Below are 22265 nucleotides of genomic sequence, written 5' to 3'. Positions count from 1 at the left end.
ACCCGGGATGACATGCGCCCCCGACGCGATGTAGCCCGACACCCGCGCACGCGCATCGGCGCGCCCATTTCCGTCGCCAGCAGCCCGCATCGATCCATGCTCTAATGACCGCCTGTCGCGGCGCTGCCTGCGCCGTTTTCGCGCATGCAACAAAGGAGTTCACGATGATCGACGTCTATAGCTGGGCGACCCCGAACGGCCACAAGGTGCACATCATGCTCGAGGAAACGGGCCTCGCTTACCGTGCCCACCCGATCGATATCGGCGCCGGCGACCAGTTCAAGCCGGAGTTCCTGAAGATCAGCCCGAACAACAAGATCCCCGCGATCGTCGATCCGGACGGCCCCGGCGGCAAGCCGATCTCGCTGTTCGAATCGGGCGCCATCCTGATCTACCTCGCGGAGAAGACCGGCAAGTTCCTGCCGACCGATCCAGCCGCACGCTATGCGACGCTCGAATGGCTGATGTTCCAGATGGGCGGGGTCGGCCCGATGCTCGGGCAGGCGCACCACTTCCGCCTGTATGCGCCTGAGAAGATCGACTATGCGGTCAACCGCTACACGAACGAAGCGAAGCGCCTGTACAACGTGATGGACAAGCGTCTCGGCGAATCCGAATATCTCGCGGGCGACGCGTACACAATCGCGGACATTGCGACGTTCCCGTGGACGCGCTCGTGGCAAAACCAGGGCATCGTGCTCGACGAATTGCCGAACGTGAAGCGCTGGTACGACGCGATCGCCGCACGACCGGCCGTGCAGCGCGGCGTCGAAGTGCTCGCGTCGCTGCGCAAGGCGCTGCAGGACGACAAGGCGCGCGAGGTGCTGTTCGGCGCGACGCAATACACGAAGCATTGACGCGCATGTGAAAAGCGGAGCGGCATCCGTGCATGCCGCCCGCGCTTCAGAAGTAATGCTGCGTGATGAATTCCGCCGCGCAAACGGGCAGTGGCGCGTCGGGGCGCTCGACCTGCATCGTCACCGACCACGTCACCTGCACACCGTCCCGCGCGGCCTCGGCGGTTTCCTTTACCGCAAACAGCGCACGCACGCGCGCGCCGACCGGCACCGGCTTCAGGAACCGCACGCGGTTCAGTCCGTAGTTCACGCCCATCTTCTGCTCGAAACGCATCGCATCGGCCATCAACGCCGGAATCAGCGACAGCGTCAGGAACCCGTGCGCGATCGGGCCGCCGAACGGAGATTCGCGCCGCGCGCGTTCGGGATCGACGTGAATCCATTGATGATCGCCGGTCGCATCGGCAAAGCCATCCACACGGCGCTGGTCGATCGCGATCCAGCCGCTCGCAAGCGGCTCTGCGCCCACACGTGCCTGCAGCGCTTGTGCCGATGCGATCAGCGGCATGGTCGTGTCGGTCATGCTTGCGTGCCTCCCGGATGGCGCAGCCCGAAGATCACCTTGGTATGCACGGTGATCACCGTCTCGCCGGCGCCGTTCACGCCGACCCACTCCGTCGACACGATGCCGCGGTCGGGCTTGCTCTCCGACACGCGCTTGTCGTGGACCTTCTGATACATCGTGATCGTGTCGCCGGCGCGCACCGGCTTGAGCCAGCGGATCGAATCGATGCCGGGCGAGCCCATGCTCGTCGAGTCCGACCCGAGCTTCCTGATGAGCAGGCTCATGAACACCGAACACGTATGCCAGCCGCTCGCGACGAGCCCGCCGAAATGCGATGCCTTCCCGGCCTCTTCGTCGAGATGGAACGGCTGTGGATCATAGCGTTGCGCGAACGCCTTGATGTCGTCGGGTTCGAACGTGTAACGGCCCACTTCGGTGGTACTGCCGACCACCAGGTCTTCGTAACTGATGCCCACTAGGTGTCTCCTTGTCTGGCGCGCTCTCGCGTCGCCGTCATGCCGCGTCGGTCTGCGCGAAATCGGGCAGCGCCGCGATGCGGGCAAGATGATGATCGGTGTCGCCGAGCGTCGTCTCGATGATCGTCAGCCGCTTGAACAGGTGCGCGGCGGCGACCTCATTGGTCACGCCCATACCGCCGTGCAGTTGAACGGCCTGCTGGCCGACGAAGCGAGCGGCGGCGCCGACACGTGCTTTCGCGGCCGACACGGCCTTCCTCCGCGCATCGGCATCGCCGCTCGCGTAGCGTACGGCCGCCAGGTAGGTCAGCGAACGTGCCTGCTCGGCGTGGATCAGCATGTCGACCATCCGGTGCTGCAGCGCCTGGAAACGCGCGATCGGCACGCCGAACTGCTCGCGCGTCTTCGTGTATTCGACCGTGGCGCGATTCAGTTCGTCGAGCGCGCCGACCGCTTCCGCGCACAGCAGGAACGTCGCATAATCGGCAACCTGCTCGAGGGCCGCAGCGTCGCGCGCACCGCCCGTCAGCAGTCGCGCCGGCGTTTCATCGAACTCGATCGTCGCAGCACGCTGACCGTCGATCGTCCGGTAGTCGACCACCTTCGCGTTCGCGGCATTCCGTTCGACGACGAAGAGGCCGATGCCGCCGCCGTCGACGCGTGCGGGCACGATCCACACATCCGCCTGTGCGCCATGCTGAACGACCGACTTCGTGCCGGTCAGCCGCAACGTGCCGCCCTGCTCGCGCGCATGCGTGTCGATTTCGAACAGGTCGTAGCGCGCATGCGGTTCGTGGAACGCAACCGCCACGCGCTTCTGCCCCTGCGCGATCGCCTCCAGCAGCGCCGCATCCTCACCGGCGCCGCCGCCGGCGATGCGCAAGGCCTCGACGCCCACCGTCGTTGCCCAGTACGGCTCGATCACGAGCGCGCGGCCGAGCTCCTGCATCACGACCAGCATGTCGACCGGACCGCCGCCGAAGCCGCCCTGCGCGTCCGGCACGGGCAGCGCGGTCAACCCCAGTTCGGTGAACGCGCGCCATTGCGTGTCCGACACGCCCGCGTCGCTGCGCACGATGGCCTGGCGCGCTTCGAAGCCGTATTGCTCGCCGAGATAACGACGTAGCGCGTCGGCGAACTGCTGCTGCTCATCGGTAAAGCTGAAATCCATGGTTGTCTCCGTTCCCTGATCACAGCCCCAGAATCATCTGCGCGATGATGTTCTTCTGGATCTCGTTCGAACCGCCGTAGATCGACGTCTTCCGGTAATTGAAGTAGTACGCGGCAAGCGGTGCCGCATCGTCGTCGCCCGCGGCGCTGTGCTCACGCTGGCCGTCGAGGAACGGTACGTCGAACGGTGCGGCGAGCGGGCCGATCGCGTCGACCATCAACTCGGTGAGCGCCTGCTGCACTTCCGTGCCCTTGATCTTCAGCATCGACGCCTCGGGGCCCGGCCCCTTCCCGCTCGTCTCGCGGCTGACGACGCGCAGCACCGTCACCTCGAGCGCCATCAGCTCGACCTCGAGCGCCGCGACCTTCGCGGCAAACACGGGATCGGCGAGCAACGGCTTGCCGTTCTTGCGCTGGTTCGACGCCACGCGCTTCAGGAACGCGAGCTCGCGCTTCGACGCACCGACTCGCGCGATGCCGGTGCGCTCATGGCCAAGCAGGTATTTCGCGTAGGTCCAGCCGCGGTTCTCGTCGCCGACGAGATTGTCGACCGGCACCTTCACATCCTCGAAGAACACCTCGTTGACCTCGTGGTCCTCGTCGAGCATGACGATCGGGCGCACGGTGATACCGGGCGTCTTCATGTCGATCAGCAGGAACGAGATGCCCTCCTGTTTCTTCGCGGCCGGATCGGTACGCACGAGGCAGAACATCATGTCGGCGTACTGGCCGAGCGTCGTCCAGGTCTTCTGGCCATTGACGACGTAGTGGTCGCCCCGGCGCTCGGCACGCGTGCGCAACGACGCGAGGTCGGATCCCGAACCCGGCTCCGAGTAGCCCTGGCACCACCAGTCGGAGCCGTCGAGAATGCGCGGCAGATAATGACGTTTCTGCGCTTCGCTGCCGTATTTCATCAACACGGGCGCGACCATCGATACGCCGAACGGCAGCACGGTCGGCGCGCCGATCCGCGCGCACTCCTCGTCCCATATGTGCCGTTGCGTCGCGTTCCAGCCCGGGCCGCCATATTCAACCGGCCACGCGGGCGCGGACCAGCCGCGCTGGCCGAGAATCCGGTGCCAGCTTGCGAAATCCTCGCGGCCGAGTCGTTTGTGATCGAGTACTTTGGCGCGCAGTGCGTGAGGCAGGTTGGCCTCGAGCCAGGCGCGGACGTCGACGCGGAACGCGTCGTCCGAGGGGGAATAATCCAGATCCATGCGCAGTGTCTCCTGTTGACCGGAGTTAGCGCTTCAGCGGTTAGTCCGGTCCCGTGCAAGGCTGTCCGCAGCCGTCCGGCCCGGCAAGGAATCACTGCATACGTTATTGCAGCGGTTCTTTCAGCGCGGCAGGAATCGGCAGCGGCATCACGTCGATGCCTTCTTCGGCCAAGGATTGCGCATCTTCGGCGGTCGTAACGCCACGAATGCTGCGTGCCGGCGCCTCGTTGTAATGGATGCGCCGCGCTTCCTCGGCGAAGCGCTCGCCCACGTTCTCGGTTTTCTCCAGCACCTCGCGCAGCGCACGCATCACCTGCGCCTGCAGCGCACGCGGATCGGCCGGCTGTGCCTGCGTCGCGCCCGACAAGTTCAGGCGCGGCGCCGACGGCAGACGGCTGACCTCGGTCGTTCCGCACACCGGACATTCGACCAGCTTGCGGGACAACTGCGCTTCGAATTCATCGGCGGAAGCGAACCAGCCTTCGAACCGATGATCGTGCGGGCACTGTAAATCGAGGACCTTCATGCTGAATCAGGGCGTGTAGCGAGTGTAGCGCAAAAAGCAGTTTTGTGAACGGTCGTGCTAAATACCGGTCGCGCGACGCGGCGGCGCCGCGTCACCCGATTGTAACGCGGTGCCCCACCCGCCGCTGACGCCGCGCTCAGGGCGTCAGGACCGGCCCGAGCGGCCATGTACCGGACAGCACCTTGTCGAGCCACATCGCGCCGATGATCGTCTTCACATCGGAAATCTGGCCCGTACGCACCCATTCCTGCAGATCGGCCTGCGTCGCGATGAAGGTCTCGAGGAATTCGCCTTCGTCGAGCTTGCGCTCGCCGGCCGTCAGCCCGCGCGCCAGGTACAGGTCGATGAATTCGGTCGAATAGGAAATGATCGGGTGAATCCGGGCCAGGAACACGTACTCGCGTGCCGTGTAGCCGGTTTCTTCGCGCAGTTCGCGCACCGCGCATGCGAGCGCGCCTTCGTCCGGATCGAGCTTGCCGGCCGGGAATTCGGCCATCACCTTGCCGATCGGGTAGCGATACTGGCTTTCCATCAGCACGCTGCCGTCGTCGAACAGCGGGATCACCATCACCGCGCCCGGATGCTGGACGTATTCGCGCGTGGCCTTCTTGCCGTCCGGAAGACGGACGGTATCACGCTTGAGCTTGAGGAACGCGCCTTCGAAGATTGCCTCGCTTTCGAGGCAGGTTTCGGTCAGTGCGGCGTCGTGATTGGGTAGTTCGGCCATCGGCGGCTCCGGGAATGAGCGCGACGGCCGAAGCCGTCAGCGTCGTTTGACGAGATACTGGAACGTGAAGCCGGGAAACGCGAACACGACGAAAAGACTGAACGTGATCGCGTAGAACTGCCAGCCTTGTTCGAAGCGGTTGCCGGCGCGCGACTCGAGCCAGAAGCCGAGTGCGCCGACGATGAAGTACAGCACGATCAGCTCGCCGATCCGCACCCACCCGCTCTTCTTCGCCGTGCCGAACGGCACGACGGCGAAGAGGCGTTGGTTGAGGAACGGCAGGTTGGCGCAGACGAGCGCCAACAGCACGATAAACCAGCCGGCTGCCGACATTACAGCGGCAGCGTGTGACGAATTGCCTGCAGGCAGGCCGTCAGCAGCGGGCTCGGGATCAGGCCGAGCGCGACGACCGCCAGGCCGTTCAGCACGAGGATCGTGCGCTTGCAGAAATCGCCCGAGATCGGCGTCGTATCCTGCGGTGCATCGAAGTACATCAGCTTCACGATGCGCAGGTAGTAGAACGCGCCGAACAGCGACGTGACCACGGCCAGCACGGCCAGCCACGTGAGGCCCGCGTTGACGGTCGCCTCGAGCACGGCGAGCTTCGCGTAGAAGCCGACGGTCGGCGGAATACCGGCCAGCGAGAACATCATGACCATCATCACGAACGCAAACACCGGGCTGCGCTTGTTGAGGCCCTTGAAGTCGTCGATCGTCTCGGCTTCGAAATCGCGGCGGGCGAGCAGCATCACCACGCCGAACGAGCCGAGCGTCGTGATCAGGTAGACGATCGCGTAGAACATCGCCGAGCTGTATGCGTTCGCCGGCGCCGTCGCGTCGCCCTTCACGATGCCCGCGAGCAGGCCGAGCAGCACGAAGCCCATGTTCGAGATCGCCGAGTACGCGAGCATCCGCTTGATGTTGCGCTGGACGATACCCGTGATGTTGCCGACGATCAGCGACAGCGCGGCGAGGATCACGAGCGCGGTCTGCCAGTTCTGTGCGAGCGGCAGCAGGCCCATCACCAGGAAGCGCAGGCCCCATGCGAACGCCGCAACCTTCGGGCCGCCGCCGACGAACAGCGTCATCGCGGTCGGTGCGCCCTGGTAGACGTCCGGCACCCACATGTGGAACGGCACGGCGCCGAGCTTGAACGCGATACCCGCGACGATGAAGACCACGCCGAACATCAGCACGGCTGCGTCGGTGTTGCCGCCGACCGCCTTGTACACCTCGCCCAGCTCGAGCGAGCCGGTCGCGCCGTACAGCATCGAGATGCCGTACAGCACGAAGCCCGATGCGAGCGCACCCAGCACGTAGTACTTCATCGCGGCTTCGCTCGACTGCGCGGCGTCACGGCGCAGCGCAATGACTGCGTACAGCGACAGCGACATCAGTTCGAGACCGAGGTACAGCGTCAGGAAATTGTTGCCCGACACCATGACCAGCTGACCGAGCAGCGAGAACATGCCGAGCAGGAACACGTCCCCGCGGAACATGTCGCGATCTTCGAGGTACTTGCGCGAATAGACGAGCGAGACCGCGAAACCGAACGACACGACAGCCTTCATCATGCTCGCGAACGAGTCGACGACGACCATCTTCGAGAAGAAGTAGTACTGCTGCGGGTCGAGCGCCTGCACCGCGAACCACACGCCGGCGACGACCGACGATACGACCGCGATCAGATAGGTCAGGCGGCGGCCGGAGGCGCCGGTAAAGGTGTCGTTCAGCCATGCGACGACGATGGCGGCCATCACCAGCGCGTCAGGCAACAGGACATTCATAGGAGCGTTTTGCATGATCTTGAGTTCCTCCGCTCGCGATTACTGCGCCAGCGGCAGCTTGGACTGCGCGACATGGGAGAGGAGGTTTTCCACGGAAACGTGCATCACGTCGGTGAAAGGCTTCGGATAAAGGCCCATCAGCAGCGTGAACGCGGCGAGCACGGCCAGCATCAGGAATTCGCGACGGCCGATGTCCTTCAGCTTGGCGACGTGATCGTTCGCGACCGCGCCGAAGTACACGCGCTTGTACATCCACAGCGTGTAGGCAGCGCCGAGGATCAGCGTGAATGCCGCGCCGAATGCGATCCAGAAGTTGTACTGGACGGCCGCGAGAATCACCATGAACTCGCCGACGAAACCCGACGTACCCGGCAGGCCGCAGTTGGCCATCGAGAACAGCATCGCGAAAGCCGCAAACTTCGGCATCACGTTGACGACGCCACCGTAGTCGGCGATCTGACGCGAGTGCACGCGGTCGTACAGCACGCCGATGCAGAGGAACATCGCGCCCGACACGAAGCCGTGCGAGATCATCTGGATGATCGCGCCTTCGACGCCGAGCTGGTTGAAGATGAAGAAGCCGAGCGTGACGAAGCCCATGTGCGCGATCGACGAATACGCGACCAGCTTCTTCATGTCGGCCTGCACCATCGCGACGAGGCCGATGTAGATCACCGCGATCAGCGACAGCGTGATCACGACGGGCGCCAGGAAGTGGCTCGCGTCAGGCGTGATCGGCAGCGAGAAGCGCAGGAAACCGTACGCGCCGAGCTTCAGCATGATCGCAGCCAGCACGACCGAGCCGCCCGTCGGCGCTTCCACGTGCGCGTCCGGCAGCCAGGTGTGGACCGGCCACATCGGCACCTTCACCGCGAACGCAAGGAAGAACGCGATGAACAGCAGGATCTGCGGCGTCATCGCGATCTTGGCGTTCTGCCACGTCGCGAGGTCGAACGAATGCGTTTCCGTGTACAGGTAGATCAGCGCGACCAGCATCAGCAGCGAGCCGGCCAGCGTGTACAGGAAGAACTTGAATGCCGCATACACGCGGTTCGGGCCGCCCCACACGCCGATGATGATGTACATCGGGATCAGGGTCGCTTCGAAGAACACGTAGAACAGCAGGCCGTCGGCCGCCGAGAATACGCCGATCATGATCCCGGACAGGATCAGGAACGCCGCGAGGTACTGCGCGACGTTCTCGGTGATCACTTCCCATGCGGCGATCACGACGATCACCGTGATCAGCGCGGTCAGCACGACGAACCACATCGAGATGCCGTCGACGCCGAGGTGATACGCGATGTCGAAGCGCTCGATCCAGGTCGACTTCTCGACGAACTGCAGCGCAGCCGTGCTCGAATCGAAGCCGGTGATCAGCGGAATCGTGACCGCCAGGCCGAGCAGCGAACCGATCAGCGCGATCCAGCGGGCCGTCCCCGGATTTTTGTCGTTACCCACCGCAAGCACGAGGAGGCCGAAAACGATCGGCAGCCAGATCGCGGTACTGAGAATCGGAAAAGCGTGCATTAAGTTGTCCCCCCGCCTTATTTGCCGCCGAGCGTTACAAACAGGGTCAGGAGCCCCAGCATGCCGATGATCATGGCGAACGCGTAGTGATAGATGTAACCGGATTGGAGGAAGCGGATCACGCCGGCGAACCAGCCGATGAACCGGGCGCTACCGTTGACGAGGCCGTCGATCACCACGACGTCACCCTCCTTCCACAGGCCGCGGCCGATCGCCACCGAACCTCGGGCGAACACCACTTCGTTGATCTTGTCCATGTAGTACTTGTTGTCCAGCAGCGTGTAGATCGGGCCGAACGCGCGGCGGATCGACGCCGGCAGCTCCGGACGCTTCAGGTACAGGAACCAGGCGACAACGACACCGGCGAGCGCGAGCCAGACCGGCAGGCCCGACACCGAGTGCAGGCCCATGCTCCACCAGTTGGTGAATTCATGGCCCATTTCCTCGAGCGCCGGATGGTTTTCGCCGATGAAGATCACCTTGTCGAATGCAACGCCGTGCTGGAAGAAGTCACCGAACAGCATCGGGCTGATCGCGAGCGCGCCGATGATGACCGACGGGATCGCCAGCAGGACCAGCGGCACCCACACGACCCACGGGGTCTCGTGCGGTTCGTGCGCGTGATCGTCATGACCGTGGCCATGGCCGTGGTCGTCATGACCGTGCGCGGCTGCCATGCCCATCGGCGATTCCGGATGCTTCGGCTTGCGGAAGCGCTCTTCGCCGTGGAACACCAGGAAGTACATGCGGAACGAGTACAGCGCGGTGACGAACACGCTCGCGACGACCGCGAAGTATGCGAAGCCCGAACCCGGCAGGTGCGACAGCTTCACCGCGTCGATGATCGAGTCCTTCGAGTAGAAGCCCGAGAAGAACGGCGTGCCGATCAGCGCGAGCGAACCGACGAGCGACGTGATCCACGTGATCGGCATGTACTTGCGCAGGCCGCCCATGTTGCGCATGTCCTGGTCGTGGTGCATGCCCATGATGACCGAACCTGCGCCGAGGAACAGCAGCGCCTTGAAGAACGCGTGCGTCATCAGGTGGAACACGGCGACCGGGTAAGCGGACACGCCGAGCGCGACGGTCATGTAGCCGAGCTGCGACAGCGTCGAGTACGCGACCACGCGCTTGATGTCGTTCTGGACGATACCGAGGAAGCCCATGAAGAGCGCCGTGATCGCACCGATCACCGTGATGAACGACAGCGCGGTATCCGACAGCTCGAACAGCGGCGACATGCGCGACACCATGAAGATGCCGGCGGTCACCATCGTCGCCGCGTGAATCAGCGCGGAGATCGGGGTCGGGCCTTCCATCGAGTCCGGCAGCCACACGTGCAGCGGGAACTGTGCCGACTTACCCATCGCGCCGATGAACAGGCAGATACAGGCGACGGTCAGCAGGCCCCAGTCGGTGCCCGGGAAGTGCAGGCTCGCGAGCTCAGCGCGCTTCGCGAACACTTCGCCGTAGTTCATCGAGCCGGCGAATGCGAGCAGCAGGCCGATGCCGAGCAGGAAGCCGAAGTCGCCCACGCGGTTCACGAGGAACGCCTTCATGTTCGCGTAGATCGCGCTCTCACGCGTGAAGTAGAAGCCGATCAGCAGGTACGACACCAGACCCACCGCTTCCCAGCCGAAGAACAGCTGCAGGAAGTTGTTGCTCATCACGAGCATCAGCATCGAGAACGTGAACAGCGAGATGTACGAGAAGAAGCGCTGATAGCCGTCTTCTTCCGCCATGTAGCCGATCGTGTACACGTGCACCATCAGCGAGACGAAGGTCACGACGACCATCATCATCGCGGTCAGCGAATCGACGAGGAAGCCGATTTCGAGCTTCAGCGAGCCGACGTTCATCCATTCGTAGACGGTCGCGTTGAAGCTTGCGCCGCCCATCACGTCGAAGAAGACTTTCGCCGACAGGAGGAACGCGATCATGACGCCGAGGATCGTGATCCGGTGTGCGCCCTTGCGCCCGACTGCGTTCCCGAACAGCCCCGCAATCAGCGAGCCGGCCAGCGGAGCGAGCGGAATCGCCAGCAGCAGGTTTTCATTGAGTGTCGTTGACATAACAGCGTTGCCTGAAATTAACCTTTGAGCTGATCGAGATCCTCGACATTGATCGTGTCGAGCTTACGGAACAGGGTCACCAGAATCGCAAGACCGATCGCGGCTTCCGCTGCCGCGACAGTCAGCACGAAGAACACGAAGATCTGGCCGTGCACATCGCCGAGGTAGTGCGAAAACGCGACGAAGTTGGTATTCACCGCCAGCAGCATCAGCTCGATCGACATCAGGATGATGATGACGTTGCGGCGGTTCAGAAAGATCCCGACGATCGCGATCGCAAAGAGGATCGCGCCGAGCACGAGGTAGTGAGCAAGAGTCAGCATGGTTTTCTTTTCCTCCGCTTAGCCGTTGGTGCTCGAACCGGCTTCGCTCTGCGCCGTTTCCGGCTGCGGCTTTTCCGCGTCCATCTTCACGAGGCGCACGCGATCGTTGCGGCGCACCTTGACCTGATCCGACACGCGCTGGCGCTTGCTGTCCTTGCCCTTGCGCTCGGTCAGCCCGATTGCGGCAATGATCGCGACCAGCAGCACGAGGCCGGCGATTTCAAACGCGAAGATGTAGTCGGTGTAGATCACCTTGCCGATCAGGCGCGTGTTCGACCAGTTGGCCATCTCGCCCGTCGCCATCGCGTGCACCGTCTGCGTGTCACCGTAGCCGCGCCACAGGATCAGCGCGGTTTCGATCACGATGATCGCGCCGACCACGGTCGCCATCGGGACGAAGCGCTTGAAGTCGCGGCGCAGGTAGTCGATGTTGATGTCCAGCATCATCACGACGAACAGGAACAGCACCATCACGGCGCCCACGTAGACCAGCACCAGCAGGATCGCGAGGAACTCCGCTTCCAGCAGCATCCAGATCGCGGCGGCGTTGAAGAACGCCAGCACAAGGAAAAGCGCAGACGCCACCGGGTTGCGCGAAGTGATCACCTTCAGCCCTGATACCACCAGGAGCAGCGCGAAGATGTAGAACAGTACGGTCGTGAATTCCATGATTACCGGTTCATCGTTAGGCCATAGTCAGGCGCGGCTTGCGGGACGCACTCGCGTGCCGCACCCGTCGCGGCGGCTCGGCCCTGGCTTCGGGCCGGCACTGCAAACACAATCAACGATACGGCGCGTCGGCAGCCTTCGCCGCGGCGATGTCCTTCTCGTAGCGATCGCCCACCGCGAGCAGCATTTCCTTCGTGAAATACAGGTCGCCGCGCTTTTCGCCGTGGTACTCGAGAATCTGCGTCTCGACGATCGAATCGACCGGGCAGCTCTCTTCGCAGAAACCGCAGAAGATGCACTTCGTCAGGTCGATGTCGTAGCGCGTCGTGCGGCGCGTGTTGTCCGCGCGCGTTTCCGACTCGATCGTGATCGCCATCGCGGGGCACACGGCCTCGCACAGCTTGCACGCGATGCATCGCTCTTCGCCGTTTTCGTAGCGGCGCAGCGCATGCAGCCCGCGAAAACGCGGCGAAATCGGAGTCTTTTCTTCCGGGAACTGCACGGTGACCTTGCGCTTGAACGTGTAACGGCCGGTCAGCGCGAGCCCCTGCAGGAGCTCGGTCAGGAAGAAGGTCTTAAAGAAGTGTTGGATTGCCGTCATGATTTCGTCCGATTACTTCACCCAGATGTTGAGCGGCGACATCATCCAGAAGCCGACCACGACCACCCAGATCACCGTGACGGGCAGGAACACCTTCCAGCCCAAGCGCATGATCTGGTCGTAACGGAAACGCGGGAACGTCGCGCGAACCCAGATGAACACCGACAGCAGCGCGAATATCTTCAGCACCAGCCAGAAGATGCCCGGAATGAACGACAGGAATTCGAACGGTGCATCCCAGCCGCCGAGGAACAGCGTGGAGGCCAGTGCCGAGATCACGATCATGTTGATGTACTCGGCGAGGAAGAACAGCGCGAACGCCATACCCGAGTAATCGATCATGTGACCGGCAACGATTTCCGACTCCCCTTCCACCACGTCGAACGGGTGGCGGTTCGTTTCGGCGATGCCCGAGATGAAGTACACGACGAACGCGGGCAGGAGCGGCAGCCAGTTCCACGACAGGAAGTTCACGCCGTGGCCCGCGAAGAAGCCGTGCTGCTGCGAACCGACGATTTCCGACAGGTTCAGGCTGCCGGCCGTCATCAGCACCAGCACCAGCGCGAAGCCCATCGAGATTTCGTACGACACCATCTGCGCCGCGGCGCGCATCGCGCCGAGGAACGCGTACTTCGAGTTCGACGCCCAGCCCGCGAGAATCACCGCGTACACGCCGATCGACGAGATCGCCATCGCGTACAGCAGGCCCGCGTTCACGTTCGCGAGGACCGCTTCGGCCTGGAACGGGATCACGGCCCACACGGCAAACGCCGGCACGACGGTCATCACCGGCGCGATCAGGTACAGCCAGCGGCTGGCGGCGCTCGGCTGAATGACTTCCTTCAGCAGCAGCTTCAGCACGTCGGCGATCGGCTGCAGCAGGCCGCCGGGGCCGACGCGGTTCGGGCCGAGACGCACGTGCATCCAGCCGATCAGCTTGCGTTCCCAGAGAATCAGGTACGCGACGCACAGCAGGATGACGACGGAGACGACGAGGATGCGCACGATTGCCCACACCGTCGGCCACGCGAAGCCGAGAAGCTGGGACCCGCCCGCGTTGATCGTATCGAACAAGCTCATTTACGCCTTCTCCACCACCAGTTCACCGGACAGGCTGCCGAGCGCTGCGCCGGCAGGCGTCGCCGCCGACACGCGAACGACGGTCTCCGCAAGATTCGCGTCGCGCACGGCCGGCAACTGCACCGCACGCTCGCCCTGGCGCACGCGCACCGCGTCGCCTTCCTTCAAGCCCAGCTTGTCGAACAGCGCGGCCGGCAGGGCTGCGGCATTCGCCGCCTTCGCGGCGGCCGTCAGGTGCAACGCACCTGCGCGGCGCACGAGTGCGTCGGCGTGATAGATCGGCACATCGGCCAGGCGCTCGAAACCGCCGTTCGCGGCATTCGCCGCAACGCGCACCGGCGCGACCGACGTCTGGTTCGACAGGCGGCCCGCGACGCCGGCGTCGCCGAGTGCCGCGACACGCACGTCTTCCACGGTCTCGTATTCGAAGTTCGGCAGGCCGAGCAGGCTGCCGAGCACGCGCAGCACCTTCCAGCCCGGACGCGTGTCGCCGAGCGGGCGCACGACGCCGTTGAAGCTCTGCACGGTGCCTTCCGCATTCACGTACGTACCGGCCGTTTCCGTGAACGGCGCAACCGGCAGCAGCACGTCGGCGTAGTCGAGGCCGTGCTTGAACGGCGACATCACGACGACCATTTCCGCCTGGTTCAGCGCGGCAAGCGCCTGTGCCGGATCTGCGGTGTCGAATTCCGGTTCGACGTTCAGCAGCACGTAGCCCTTGCGCGGCTGCGCGAATGCTTCGCGTGCGTTCAGGCCGCCTTCGCCCGGCAGCGCGCCGACGACGTGCGCGCCAACCGTGTTCGCCGCTTCCGTCAGGAAGCCGAACGTGGCGCCGGTGTTATCGGCGATCCACTTGGCGACGGCGTGCAGCTTTGCGAATTCCGGATGGCGGACCGCGACGTTGCCGAGCAGCACCGCGCGGCGTTCGCCGTTCGCGAGCGACTGGGCGACAGCCTGCGCGGCCGACGATGCCGTGACGCCCGCGAGCGTGTCGGGCAGTGCGACGCCGCGTAGTTGCGCGACGGCCGCTGCGATACCGGCCAGCTGGTCGAGCCATGCCGACGGTGCGGCAACGATGCGCTGCGCGGTCGGGATCAGTGCGTCGTCACCGGTCGCGTGCAGGAAGTGCAGCTTCGCGCCGTTCTTCGCGGCCTGACGCAGGCGGGCGGCGAACAGCGGGTGGTCGCGGCGCAGGAACGAACCGACGACGAACGCGGCGTCCACGTTCGACAGGTCGGCGATCGGCATGCCGAGCCACGGTGCGCCCTGAACCGGCGCCGAGAAATCCTGCTGACGCAGACGGAAGTCGACGTTCGGCGTCTTCAGTTCGTTGGCGAGCTGCTTCACGAGGAACAGCTCTTCAGCGGTGCTGTGCGCGCTCGCGAGCATCGCCAGCGCGTTCGCGCCGTGATCCGCGGCGATGCCCTTCAGGCCCTTCGCGACGTATTCGAGTGCGGTCTGCCAATCGGTTTCGATCCACTGGCCGCCCTGCTTCAGCATCGGCTTCGTCAGGCGCTCTTCGCTGTTGAGGCCTTCATACGAGAAGCGATCCTTGTCCGAGATCCAGCATTCGTTGATGGCTTCGTTCTCGAACGGCAGCACGCGCATCACGCGGTTGTTCTTCACTTGGACGACGAGGTTCGCGCCGACGGAATCGTGCGGGCTCACCGACTTGCGGCGCGACAGTTCCCACGTACGGGCGCTGTAGCGGAACGGCTTGCTGGTCAGCGCGCCGACCGGGCACAGGTCGATCATGTTGCCCGACATTTCGGAATCGACCGTCTTGCCGACGAACGTCGTGATTTCCGAGTGCTCGCCGCGGCCCAGCATGCCGAACTCCATCACGCCGGCGACTTCCTGACCGAAGCGGACGCAGCGCGTGCAATGGATGCAGCGCGACATTTCTTCCATCGAGATCAGCGGGCCCACGTTCTTGTGGAACACCACGCGCTTCTCTTCCGAGTAGCGCGACGACGACTTGCCGTAACCGACCGCCAGATCCTGCAGCTGGCATTCGCCGCCCTGATCGCAGATCGGGCAGTCGAGCGGGTGGTTGATGAGGAGGAATTCCATCACCGACTGCTGCGCCTTCACGGCCTTGTCGGATTGCGTATGGACGATCATGCCGGCCGACACGGGGGTCGCGCAGGCAGGCACGGCCTTCGGCATCTTCTCGACTTCGACGAGACACATCCGGCAGTTGGCCGCAACCGACAGTTTCTTGTGATAGCAGAAGTGAGGAATGTACGTATCCGCCTTGTGCGCAGCCTGGATCACCATGCTGCCTTCGGGCACCTCGACCTTCTTGCCGTCTATTTCAAGTTCAACCATGATGGTGAATGGTCCTTAACCTATTTCCGCCCGTTCGCGCCTTCGCCCGACCGTGCGCTCAAATTCCGCAACCGGGTTCGCTTCAGGCAGCCGCCGCGTGCGCGTGGCCGCCGACCATGCAGTGCTTGTGCTCGACGTGGTACGCGAATTCGTCCCAGTAGTGCTTGAGCATCCCGCGTACCGGCATCGCCGCCGCATCGCCGAGTGCACAGATCGTGCGGCCCATGATGTTCTCGGCAACCGAGTTCAGCAGGTCCAGATCTTCCTGGCGGCCTTCGCCGTGCTCGATACGGTTCACGACGCGATACAGCCAGCCGGTGCCTTCACGGCACGGCGTGCACTGGCCGCACGATTCCTCGTAGTAGAAGTACGACAGGCGCAGCAGCGAGCGCACCATGCAGCGCGTCTCGTCCATCACGATCACCGCGCCGGAACCGAGCATCGAGCCCGCCTTCGCGATCGAATCGTAGTCGAGATCCGTCTGCATCATGATGTCGCCCGGGATCACCGGCGCCGACGAACCGCCCGGAATCACGGCCTTGATCTTCTTGCCGCCGCGCATCCCGCCGGCAAGCTCCATCAGCGTCGCGAACGGCGTGCCGAGCGGCACTTCATAGTTGCCCGGACGCTCGACGTCGCCCGACACCGAGAAAATCTTCGTGCCGCCGTTGTTCGGCTTGCCGATCTCGAGGTAATTCTGCGGCCCGATGGACAGCAGGAACGGCACCGCCGCGAACGTCTCGGTGTTGTTGATCGTGGTGGGCTTGCCGTACACGCCGAAGCTCGCCGGGAACGGCGGCTTGAAGCGCGGCTGGCCCTTCTTTCCTTCGAGCGACTCGAGCAGTGCCGTTTCCTCGCCGCAGATGTACGCGCCGTAACCGTGGTGCGCGTGCAGCTGGAACGAGAATTCCGAGCCCATGATGTTGTCGCCGAGGAACCCGGCAGCGCGCGCCTCATCGAGCGCGGCTTCGAAGCGTCGATACACTTCGAAGATTTCGCCGTGGATGTAGTTGTAGCCGACGGTGATGCCCATCGCGTACGCGCCGATGGCCATGCCTTCGATCAGCGCGTGCGGGTTCCAGCGCAGGATGTCGCGATCCTTGAACGTGCCCGGCTCGCCTTCGTCCGAGTTGCAGACGAGATACTTCTGCCCCGGGAACTGGCGCGGCATGAAGCTCCACTTCAGGCCGGTCGGGAAGCCTGCACCGCCACGGCCACGCAGGCCCGACGCCTTGACGTCGGCAATCACCTGCTCGGGCGGAATCTTTTCCTCGAGAATGCGGCGCAGCTGCTTGTAGCCGCCGCGCGCGACGTAATCTTCGAGATGCCAGTTCTCGCCGTTCAGACCAGCGAGGATCAGCGGTTTGATGTGACGGTCGTGGAGGGACGTCATTTCGAGAGCTCCTCAAGCAGCTGGTCGATCTTGTCGCGGCTCATGAAGCTGCACATTCTGTGATTGTTCACCAGCAGCACCGGTGCATCGCCGCACGAGCCCATGCATTCGCCTTCCTTCAACGTGAACTTGCCGTCGGGCGTGGTCTCGCCGAAGCCGATGCCCAGCTTCTGTTTCAGGTAGTCGGCAGTCGCTTCAGCGCCACCGTCCGGACCCAGCTGGCACGGCAGGTTCGTGCAGAGCGTGATCTTGTGCTTGCCGACCGGGTTGAGCTCGTACATCGTGTAGAACGTCGCGACTTCCTGCACGGCAACGGCCGGCATGCCGAGATAGTCCGCAACGAACTGCATCAGTTCGGGCGACAGCCAGCCGTGCTCTTCCTGAGCAACGGCCAACGCCGACATCACGGCGGACTGTTTCTGATCGGCGGGATACTTCGTCAACGCTCGATCGATTTCCTTCAGGCCTTCAGCTGAGATCATTTTCAGACACGACTCTTTCAATTCCTACCGAACGAACAACCTGCCGCACACTGGGGTGCATGGACGGCAGACCTGGCGCTCACTCTGTTGACAGCTTGCGAAGCCGCGCCGGTTCAGCGCGCATCGCGTGTGACTTACTGCTCGCCGCCCGCTCGCGCGGGCAGCGCAACCATTAGCGATCGATTTCGCCGAACACGATGTCCTGCGTACCGATGATCGTGACGGCGTCGGCGATCATGTGACCGCGCGCCATTTCGTCGAGCGACGCCAGGTGAGCGAAACCCGGTGCGCGAATCTTGAGGCGATACGGCTTGTTCGCACCATCCGACACGAGGTAGATGCCGAACTCACCCTTCGGATGCTCGACCGCCGCGTACGCTTCGCCTTCCGGCACATGGAAACCTTCGGTGAAGAGCTTGAAGTGGTGAATCAAGTCTTCCATGTTGGTCTTCATGCCAACGCGCGACGGCGGTGCAACCTTGTGATTGTCCGTCATCACCGGGCCCGGATTCTTGCGGAGCCACTCAATACACTGTTTCGCGATGCGGATCGACTGGCGCATTTCTTCGACACGCACCAGATAGCGGTCGTAGCAATCGCCGTTCACGCCGACCGGCACGTCGAAATCCAAGCGATCGTACACTTCGTACGGCTGCTTCTTGCGCAGGTCCCAGGCGATGCCCGAGCCGCGCAGCATCGGGCCCGTCAGGCCCATCTGCAGCGCACGTTCCGGGCTGACCACGCCGATCCCGACCAGACGCTGTTTCCAGATCCGGTTGTCGGTGAGCAGCGTTTCGTATTCGTCGACGCACTTCGGGAAGCGCGTGAAGAAGTCGTCGATGAAGTCGAGCACCGAGCCGCTGCGCGCTTCGTTCATCTTCGCGAGCGCCTTCTCGTTGCGAATCTTCGACGCCTTGTATTGCGGCATTGCGTCAGGCAGGTCGCGGTAGACGCCGCCCGGACGGTAGTACGCCGCGTGCATCCGGGCGCCGGACACCGCTTCGTACACGTCCATCAGGTCTTCGCGTTCGCGGAATGCGTACAGGAACACGGCCATCGCGCCGACGTCGAGCGCGTGCGCACCGATCCACATCAGGTGGTTCAGCACACGCGTGATTTCGTCGAACAGCACGCGGATGTACTGCGCACGCTCCGGCACGTCGATGCCGAGCAGCTTTTCGATCGCGAGCACGTAGCCGTGCTCGTTGACCATCATCGACACGTAGTCGAGACGGTCCATGTACGGCACGGACTGGATGAACGTCTTGGATTCCGCGAGCTTTTCGGTCGCGCGGTGCAGCAGGCCGATATGCGGATCGGCGCGCTGGATGACTTCGCCGTCGAGCTCGAGCACGAGGCGCAGCACGCCGTGCGCTGCCGGGTGCTGCGGGCCGAAGTTGAGCGTGTAGTTCTTGATTTCTGCCATGACGCCCCCTTAATGTTTCAGACCGCCATAGCGATCCTCGCGGATCACGCGCGGCGTGATTTCGCGCGGCTCGATCGTCACCGGCTGGTACACGACCCGCTTCTCTTCCGGGTCGTAACGCATTTCGACATAACCCGACACCGGGAAGTCCTTGCGGAACGGGTGGCCGATGAAGCCGTAGTCGGTGAGGATGCGGCGCAGGTCGGGGTGGCCTTCGAACACGATGCCGTACAGGTCGAACGCTTCGCGCTCGTACCAGTTCGCGGAGGTCCAGATGTCGACCAGCGATGCCACGATCGGCAGGTCGTCGTCCGGTGCGAATGCGCGCAGGCGCAGGCGCCAGTTGTTCGTGACCGACAGTAGGTGCGACACGGCCGCGAAACGCGGGCCGTCGTAGGCGCCGTCGCCGAAGGTCTGGTAGTCGACGCCGCACAGGTCGATCAGCTGCTCGAAACGGAGCTTCGGATCGTCGCGCAGTGTCTTTGCGACTTCGAGGTAATCGCTCGCCTTCACGACGAGCGTCAGTTCACCGATCGCTTCGGTGAGGCTCACCACGCGCGCGCCGAGCGCGGCTTCGAGGTTTGCCTTGAGAGTCTCGATTTTGCTTGCCATATTGAGGGGACGCTCGGGGCTTTATTGACGGGCGATGGTATTGGTGCGGCGGATCTTCGCCTGAAGCTGGATCACGCCGTAGACCAACGCCTCGGCCGTGGGCGGACAGCCCGGCACGTAGACGTCGACCGGCACGATCCGGTCACAGCCACGGACCACCGAGTACGAGTAATGGTAGTAGCCACCGCCGTTCGCGCACGATCCCATCGAGATCACCCAGCGCGGCTCGGCCATCTGGTCGTACACGCGGCGCAGCGCGGGCGCCATCTTGTTGCAGAGCGTGCCAGCGACGATCATCACGTCCGACTGACGCGGGCTCGGGCGGAACACGACGCCGAACCGGTCCAGGTCGTAACGGGCCGCGCCCGCATGCATCATTTCGACGGCGCAACACGCGAGCCCGAACGTCATCGGCCACAGCGAGCCGGTACGCGTCCAGTTGATCAGCTTGTCAGCCGTCGTGGTGACAAACCCTTCCTTCAAGACCCCTTCGATACTCATTTGCTTTCCACTCCAGACGAGCGACCGAGCGTGGCCGCCCATGCAAACCGGCGATTAACCCATCACTCCCAGTCGAGGCCGCCTTTCTTCCAGATATAGGCAAAGCCCAGCAGGAATTCGAGCAGAAAAATCATCATTGCGATGAAACCCGGCCAGCCGATATCCCGGAGCGCGACGCCCCACGGAAACAGGAATGCGGTTTCGAGATCGAAGATGATGAACAGGATAGCGACGAGGTAGTACCGGACGTCGAATTTCATCCGGGCGTCTTCAAAGGCCTCGAAGCCGCACTCGTACGGTGCATTCTTCTCGACGTCCGGCTTGTTGGGACCCAGGAGCTTGCCGATGCTGACCAGCGCTATACCTAAACCAGTGCCCACGAGGAGGAACAACAAGACGGGGTAATAGGCTGCGAGGTTCAAGGCAATCCTCTATCGGTTGGTTCTGAGCGTCCGGAGAATACCACCATCCGGCGGAAGGAATCATTTCGGAGTGCATGCGATCGCAAGACAACCGCAAGCACACCCCAGAAATGAAAAATGCCAGCCACTAGAAGCGGCTGGCATTGAGTAACTTTGGTGCCGACGGCGAGACTCGAACTCGCACAGCTTTCGCCACTACCCCCTCAAGATAGCGTGTCTACCAATTTCACCACGTCGGCACTGCATGCAACCGGGGTTGTAACTACTTGTTTCCCGCGAATCGCTTCAAGAATTAAATTCTAACCTGACTTCCAGAATTGTTCAACGCACAACCGCAAAAATTTTAACTTTTTATTTCGGGACGTCCTGGCCCGGCGCGCTTGCAGCCGAACCCGCGGCAGCGGATGCCGCAACGGCCGGCGCCGATGCTGCAGGCGCGGATGCCGGTGCGGTCGCGACCCCACCCAGCACGCCCGCCGACGGCGTCGACTTGTACGAACCGAGGTACGTCAGCGCGAGCGTCGCGACGAAGAAGATCGTCGCAAGAATGCCCGTCGTACGCGACAGGAAGTTCGCCGAGCCCGTTGCGCCGAACAGGCTGCCCGACGCGCCGCTGCCGAACGCGGCGCCCATGTCGGCACCCTTGCCGTGCTGCAACAGCACGAGACCAATCACACCGAGTGCAGACAGCACCTGCACCACAATAATCAGCGTCTTGAATAACAGCATCACACCCACCCGAATGGATCAGGCGACCGGACCGACCGGCCGCCGTCATGGTTCAATTCGATCGCAGACCGCTCAACGTGCGGCCCGGCAGATCGCCAGGAAATCTTCCGCCTTCAGCGACGCGCCGCCGATCAGGCCACCGTCGATGTCCGGCTGCGCAAACAGCTCTTCCGCGTTGTCCGGCTTCACACTGCCGCCGTACAGCACGGACACGTCCGCCGCGCCCTTTGCCGCGAGACGCGCGCGCAGGAACGCGTGCACGTCCTGTGCCTGCGCCGACGTCGCGCTCTTGCCCGTGCCGATCGCCCAGACCGGCTCGTACGCGACGACGATCCGTGCAGCTTCATCGGCCGTCAGCACGGCCAGCACCGCGTCGAGCTGCGCACCGACCACCTGCTCGGTCGCCCCCGACTCGCGCTCGTCGAGCGTCTCGCCAACGCACACGACAGGCGTGAGCCCGGCTGCGAGCGCGCGCTGCGTCTTCGCCGCGACCGTCTCGTTGCGTTCTCCGTGATACGCGCGGCGCTCCGAGTGACCGACGATCGCATAGCGTGCGCCGAACTCCGCGACCATCGCGGCCGCCACTTCACCGGTGAACGCGCCCTGCTCGTGCGCCGACACGTCCTGCGCACCCCACGCGACACGGCCGCCGTCGAGTTGCGCCTGAACCTGCGCGAGATACGGGAACGGCACGCACACGCCGACCGACGTTTCGGCCGCCACCGCGCCCGCGCCCTGCACCACTTCGTTCAGCAACGCCCGGTTGCCGGCCAGCCGGCCGTGCATCTTCCAGTTGCCGATCACACGCTTAGTTCTCTGTTTCGACATC

Annotated in this window: 24 protein-coding genes and 1 tRNA gene; 1 reads left to right on the top strand and 24 read right to left on the bottom strand. The window is 63.6% G+C overall.

Going from position 1 to position 22265, the window contains the following annotated elements; genetic code table 11:
- Positions 1-164: 164 nt before the first annotated feature.
- On the top strand, positions 165-857 hold the full coding sequence (locus tag LGN17_RS23920) for a glutathione binding-like protein (RefSeq protein WP_226198859.1): 693 nt from the start codon (positions 165-167) through the stop codon (positions 855-857).
- 46 nt (positions 858-903) lie between these two features.
- Here LGN17_RS23920 and LGN17_RS23915 read toward each other — a convergent pair whose 3' ends face one another.
- The 24 genes from LGN17_RS23915 to tpiA all read right to left on the bottom strand — a co-directional run bounded on the left by LGN17_RS23915 (position 904) and on the right by tpiA (position 22264).
- Positions 904-1380 carry a MaoC family dehydratase gene (locus LGN17_RS23915; protein WP_319000854.1) on the bottom strand — a complete coding sequence of 159 codons (477 nt, stop codon included), beginning with the start codon at positions 1378-1380 and terminating at the stop codon, positions 904-906.
- On the bottom strand, positions 1377-1838 hold the full coding sequence (locus LGN17_RS23910) for a MaoC family dehydratase (protein WP_175951146.1): 462 nt from the start codon (positions 1836-1838) through the stop codon (positions 1377-1379). The genes LGN17_RS23915 and LGN17_RS23910 overlap by 4 nt, the downstream gene beginning before the upstream one ends.
- A gap of 37 nt (positions 1839-1875) precedes the next feature.
- The gene (locus LGN17_RS23905; protein ID WP_226198858.1) at positions 1876-3009 is read right to left on the bottom strand and encodes an acyl-CoA dehydrogenase family protein; all 1134 of its coding nucleotides are present in this window, start codon (positions 3007-3009) and stop codon (positions 1876-1878) included.
- Positions 3010-3028: 19 nt separating this feature from the next.
- Positions 3029-4225, bottom strand: a complete 1197-nt coding sequence (locus LGN17_RS23900; protein WP_226198857.1) for an acyl-CoA dehydrogenase family protein — start codon at positions 4223-4225, stop codon at positions 3029-3031.
- Between the two features lie 103 nt (positions 4226-4328).
- Entirely contained in the window at positions 4329-4751 is a 423-nt protein-coding gene (locus LGN17_RS23895) for a DUF1178 family protein (RefSeq protein WP_175951143.1), read from the bottom strand.
- Between the two features lie 136 nt (positions 4752-4887).
- Positions 4888-5478: an NUDIX domain-containing protein gene (locus tag LGN17_RS23890; protein ID WP_226198856.1), complete on the bottom strand. Its 591-nt coding sequence runs from the start codon at positions 5476-5478 to the stop codon at positions 4888-4890.
- A gap of 36 nt (positions 5479-5514) precedes the next feature.
- A complete protein-coding gene (locus tag LGN17_RS23885; RefSeq protein ID WP_046544751.1) occupies positions 5515-5811 on the bottom strand; it encodes a DUF2818 family protein in 297 nt (98 codons plus the stop codon).
- A complete protein-coding gene (gene nuoN / locus LGN17_RS23880; protein ID WP_175971534.1) occupies positions 5811-7265 on the bottom strand; it encodes an NADH-quinone oxidoreductase subunit NuoN in 1455 nt (484 codons plus the stop codon). Before nuoN ends, LGN17_RS23885 begins: the two co-directional genes overlap by 1 nt.
- Before the next feature lie 39 nt (positions 7266-7304).
- Entirely contained in the window at positions 7305-8795 is a 1491-nt protein-coding gene (locus LGN17_RS23875) for an NADH-quinone oxidoreductase subunit M (RefSeq protein ID WP_021162817.1), read from the bottom strand.
- A 17-nt stretch (positions 8796-8812) separates the two neighbouring features.
- Positions 8813-10867 carry an NADH-quinone oxidoreductase subunit L gene (gene nuoL / locus LGN17_RS23870; RefSeq protein ID WP_226198855.1) on the bottom strand — a complete coding sequence of 685 codons (2055 nt, stop codon included), beginning with the start codon at positions 10865-10867 and terminating at the stop codon, positions 8813-8815.
- 17 nt (positions 10868-10884) lie between these two features.
- Positions 10885-11190 (bottom strand): NADH-quinone oxidoreductase subunit NuoK, encoded by a 306-nt coding sequence (gene nuoK, locus LGN17_RS23865; RefSeq protein WP_006478272.1) that lies wholly within the window; start codon positions 11188-11190, stop codon positions 10885-10887.
- Positions 11191-11208: 18 nt separating this feature from the next.
- Positions 11209-11859, bottom strand: coding sequence for an NADH-quinone oxidoreductase subunit J (locus LGN17_RS23860; protein ID WP_069747466.1), 651 nt, complete (start codon positions 11857-11859; stop codon positions 11209-11211).
- Positions 11860-11971: 112 nt separating this feature from the next.
- A complete protein-coding gene (gene nuoI / locus LGN17_RS23855; protein WP_085042061.1) occupies positions 11972-12460 on the bottom strand; it encodes an NADH-quinone oxidoreductase subunit NuoI in 489 nt (162 codons plus the stop codon).
- 12 nt (positions 12461-12472) lie between these two features.
- Positions 12473-13540: an NADH-quinone oxidoreductase subunit NuoH gene (gene nuoH / locus LGN17_RS23850; RefSeq protein ID WP_226198854.1), complete on the bottom strand. Its 1068-nt coding sequence runs from the start codon at positions 13538-13540 to the stop codon at positions 12473-12475.
- On the bottom strand, positions 13541-15871 hold the full coding sequence (nuoG, locus tag LGN17_RS23845; RefSeq protein WP_226198853.1) for an NADH-quinone oxidoreductase subunit NuoG: 2331 nt from the start codon (positions 15869-15871) through the stop codon (positions 13541-13543).
- An 82-nt stretch (positions 15872-15953) separates the two neighbouring features.
- Positions 15954-17264, bottom strand: a complete 1311-nt coding sequence (nuoF, locus tag LGN17_RS23840; RefSeq protein WP_006478267.1) for an NADH-quinone oxidoreductase subunit NuoF — start codon at positions 17262-17264, stop codon at positions 15954-15956.
- Complete coding sequence (nuoE, locus tag LGN17_RS23835; RefSeq protein ID WP_175951137.1) at positions 17261-17746, bottom strand: NADH-quinone oxidoreductase subunit NuoE; 486 nt, start codon at positions 17744-17746, stop codon at positions 17261-17263. Before nuoE ends, nuoF begins: the two co-directional genes overlap by 4 nt.
- A gap of 172 nt (positions 17747-17918) precedes the next feature.
- Positions 17919-19172: an NADH-quinone oxidoreductase subunit D gene (locus LGN17_RS23830; RefSeq protein WP_009694120.1), complete on the bottom strand. Its 1254-nt coding sequence runs from the start codon at positions 19170-19172 to the stop codon at positions 17919-17921.
- A 9-nt stretch (positions 19173-19181) separates the two neighbouring features.
- The gene (locus tag LGN17_RS23825) at positions 19182-19784 is read right to left on the bottom strand and encodes an NADH-quinone oxidoreductase subunit C (protein ID WP_006478264.1); all 603 of its coding nucleotides are present in this window, start codon (positions 19782-19784) and stop codon (positions 19182-19184) included.
- 21 nt (positions 19785-19805) lie between these two features.
- Positions 19806-20285, bottom strand: coding sequence for a NuoB/complex I 20 kDa subunit family protein (locus LGN17_RS23820; RefSeq protein WP_006398799.1), 480 nt, complete (start codon positions 20283-20285; stop codon positions 19806-19808).
- A gap of 62 nt (positions 20286-20347) precedes the next feature.
- The gene (locus LGN17_RS23815; RefSeq protein WP_006398798.1) at positions 20348-20707 is read right to left on the bottom strand and encodes an NADH-quinone oxidoreductase subunit A; all 360 of its coding nucleotides are present in this window, start codon (positions 20705-20707) and stop codon (positions 20348-20350) included.
- Between the two features lie 154 nt (positions 20708-20861).
- Positions 20862-20946: transfer RNA gene (locus LGN17_RS23810), tRNA-Leu, on the bottom strand.
- 112 nt (positions 20947-21058) lie between these two features.
- Positions 21059-21436, bottom strand: coding sequence for a preprotein translocase subunit SecG (secG, locus tag LGN17_RS23805; RefSeq protein WP_011352700.1), 378 nt, complete (start codon positions 21434-21436; stop codon positions 21059-21061).
- A gap of 72 nt (positions 21437-21508) precedes the next feature.
- Positions 21509-22264: a triose-phosphate isomerase gene (tpiA, locus tag LGN17_RS23800; protein ID WP_226198852.1), complete on the bottom strand. Its 756-nt coding sequence runs from the start codon at positions 22262-22264 to the stop codon at positions 21509-21511.
- Position 22265: the final 1 nt, after the last annotated feature.

Origin of the sequence: Burkholderia sp. AU30280, from assembly GCF_020420125.1 — a bacterium.
GTDB lineage: Bacteria > Pseudomonadota > Gammaproteobacteria > Burkholderiales > Burkholderiaceae > Burkholderia.
This window is presented reverse-complemented; position numbering and strand designations above follow the sequence as displayed.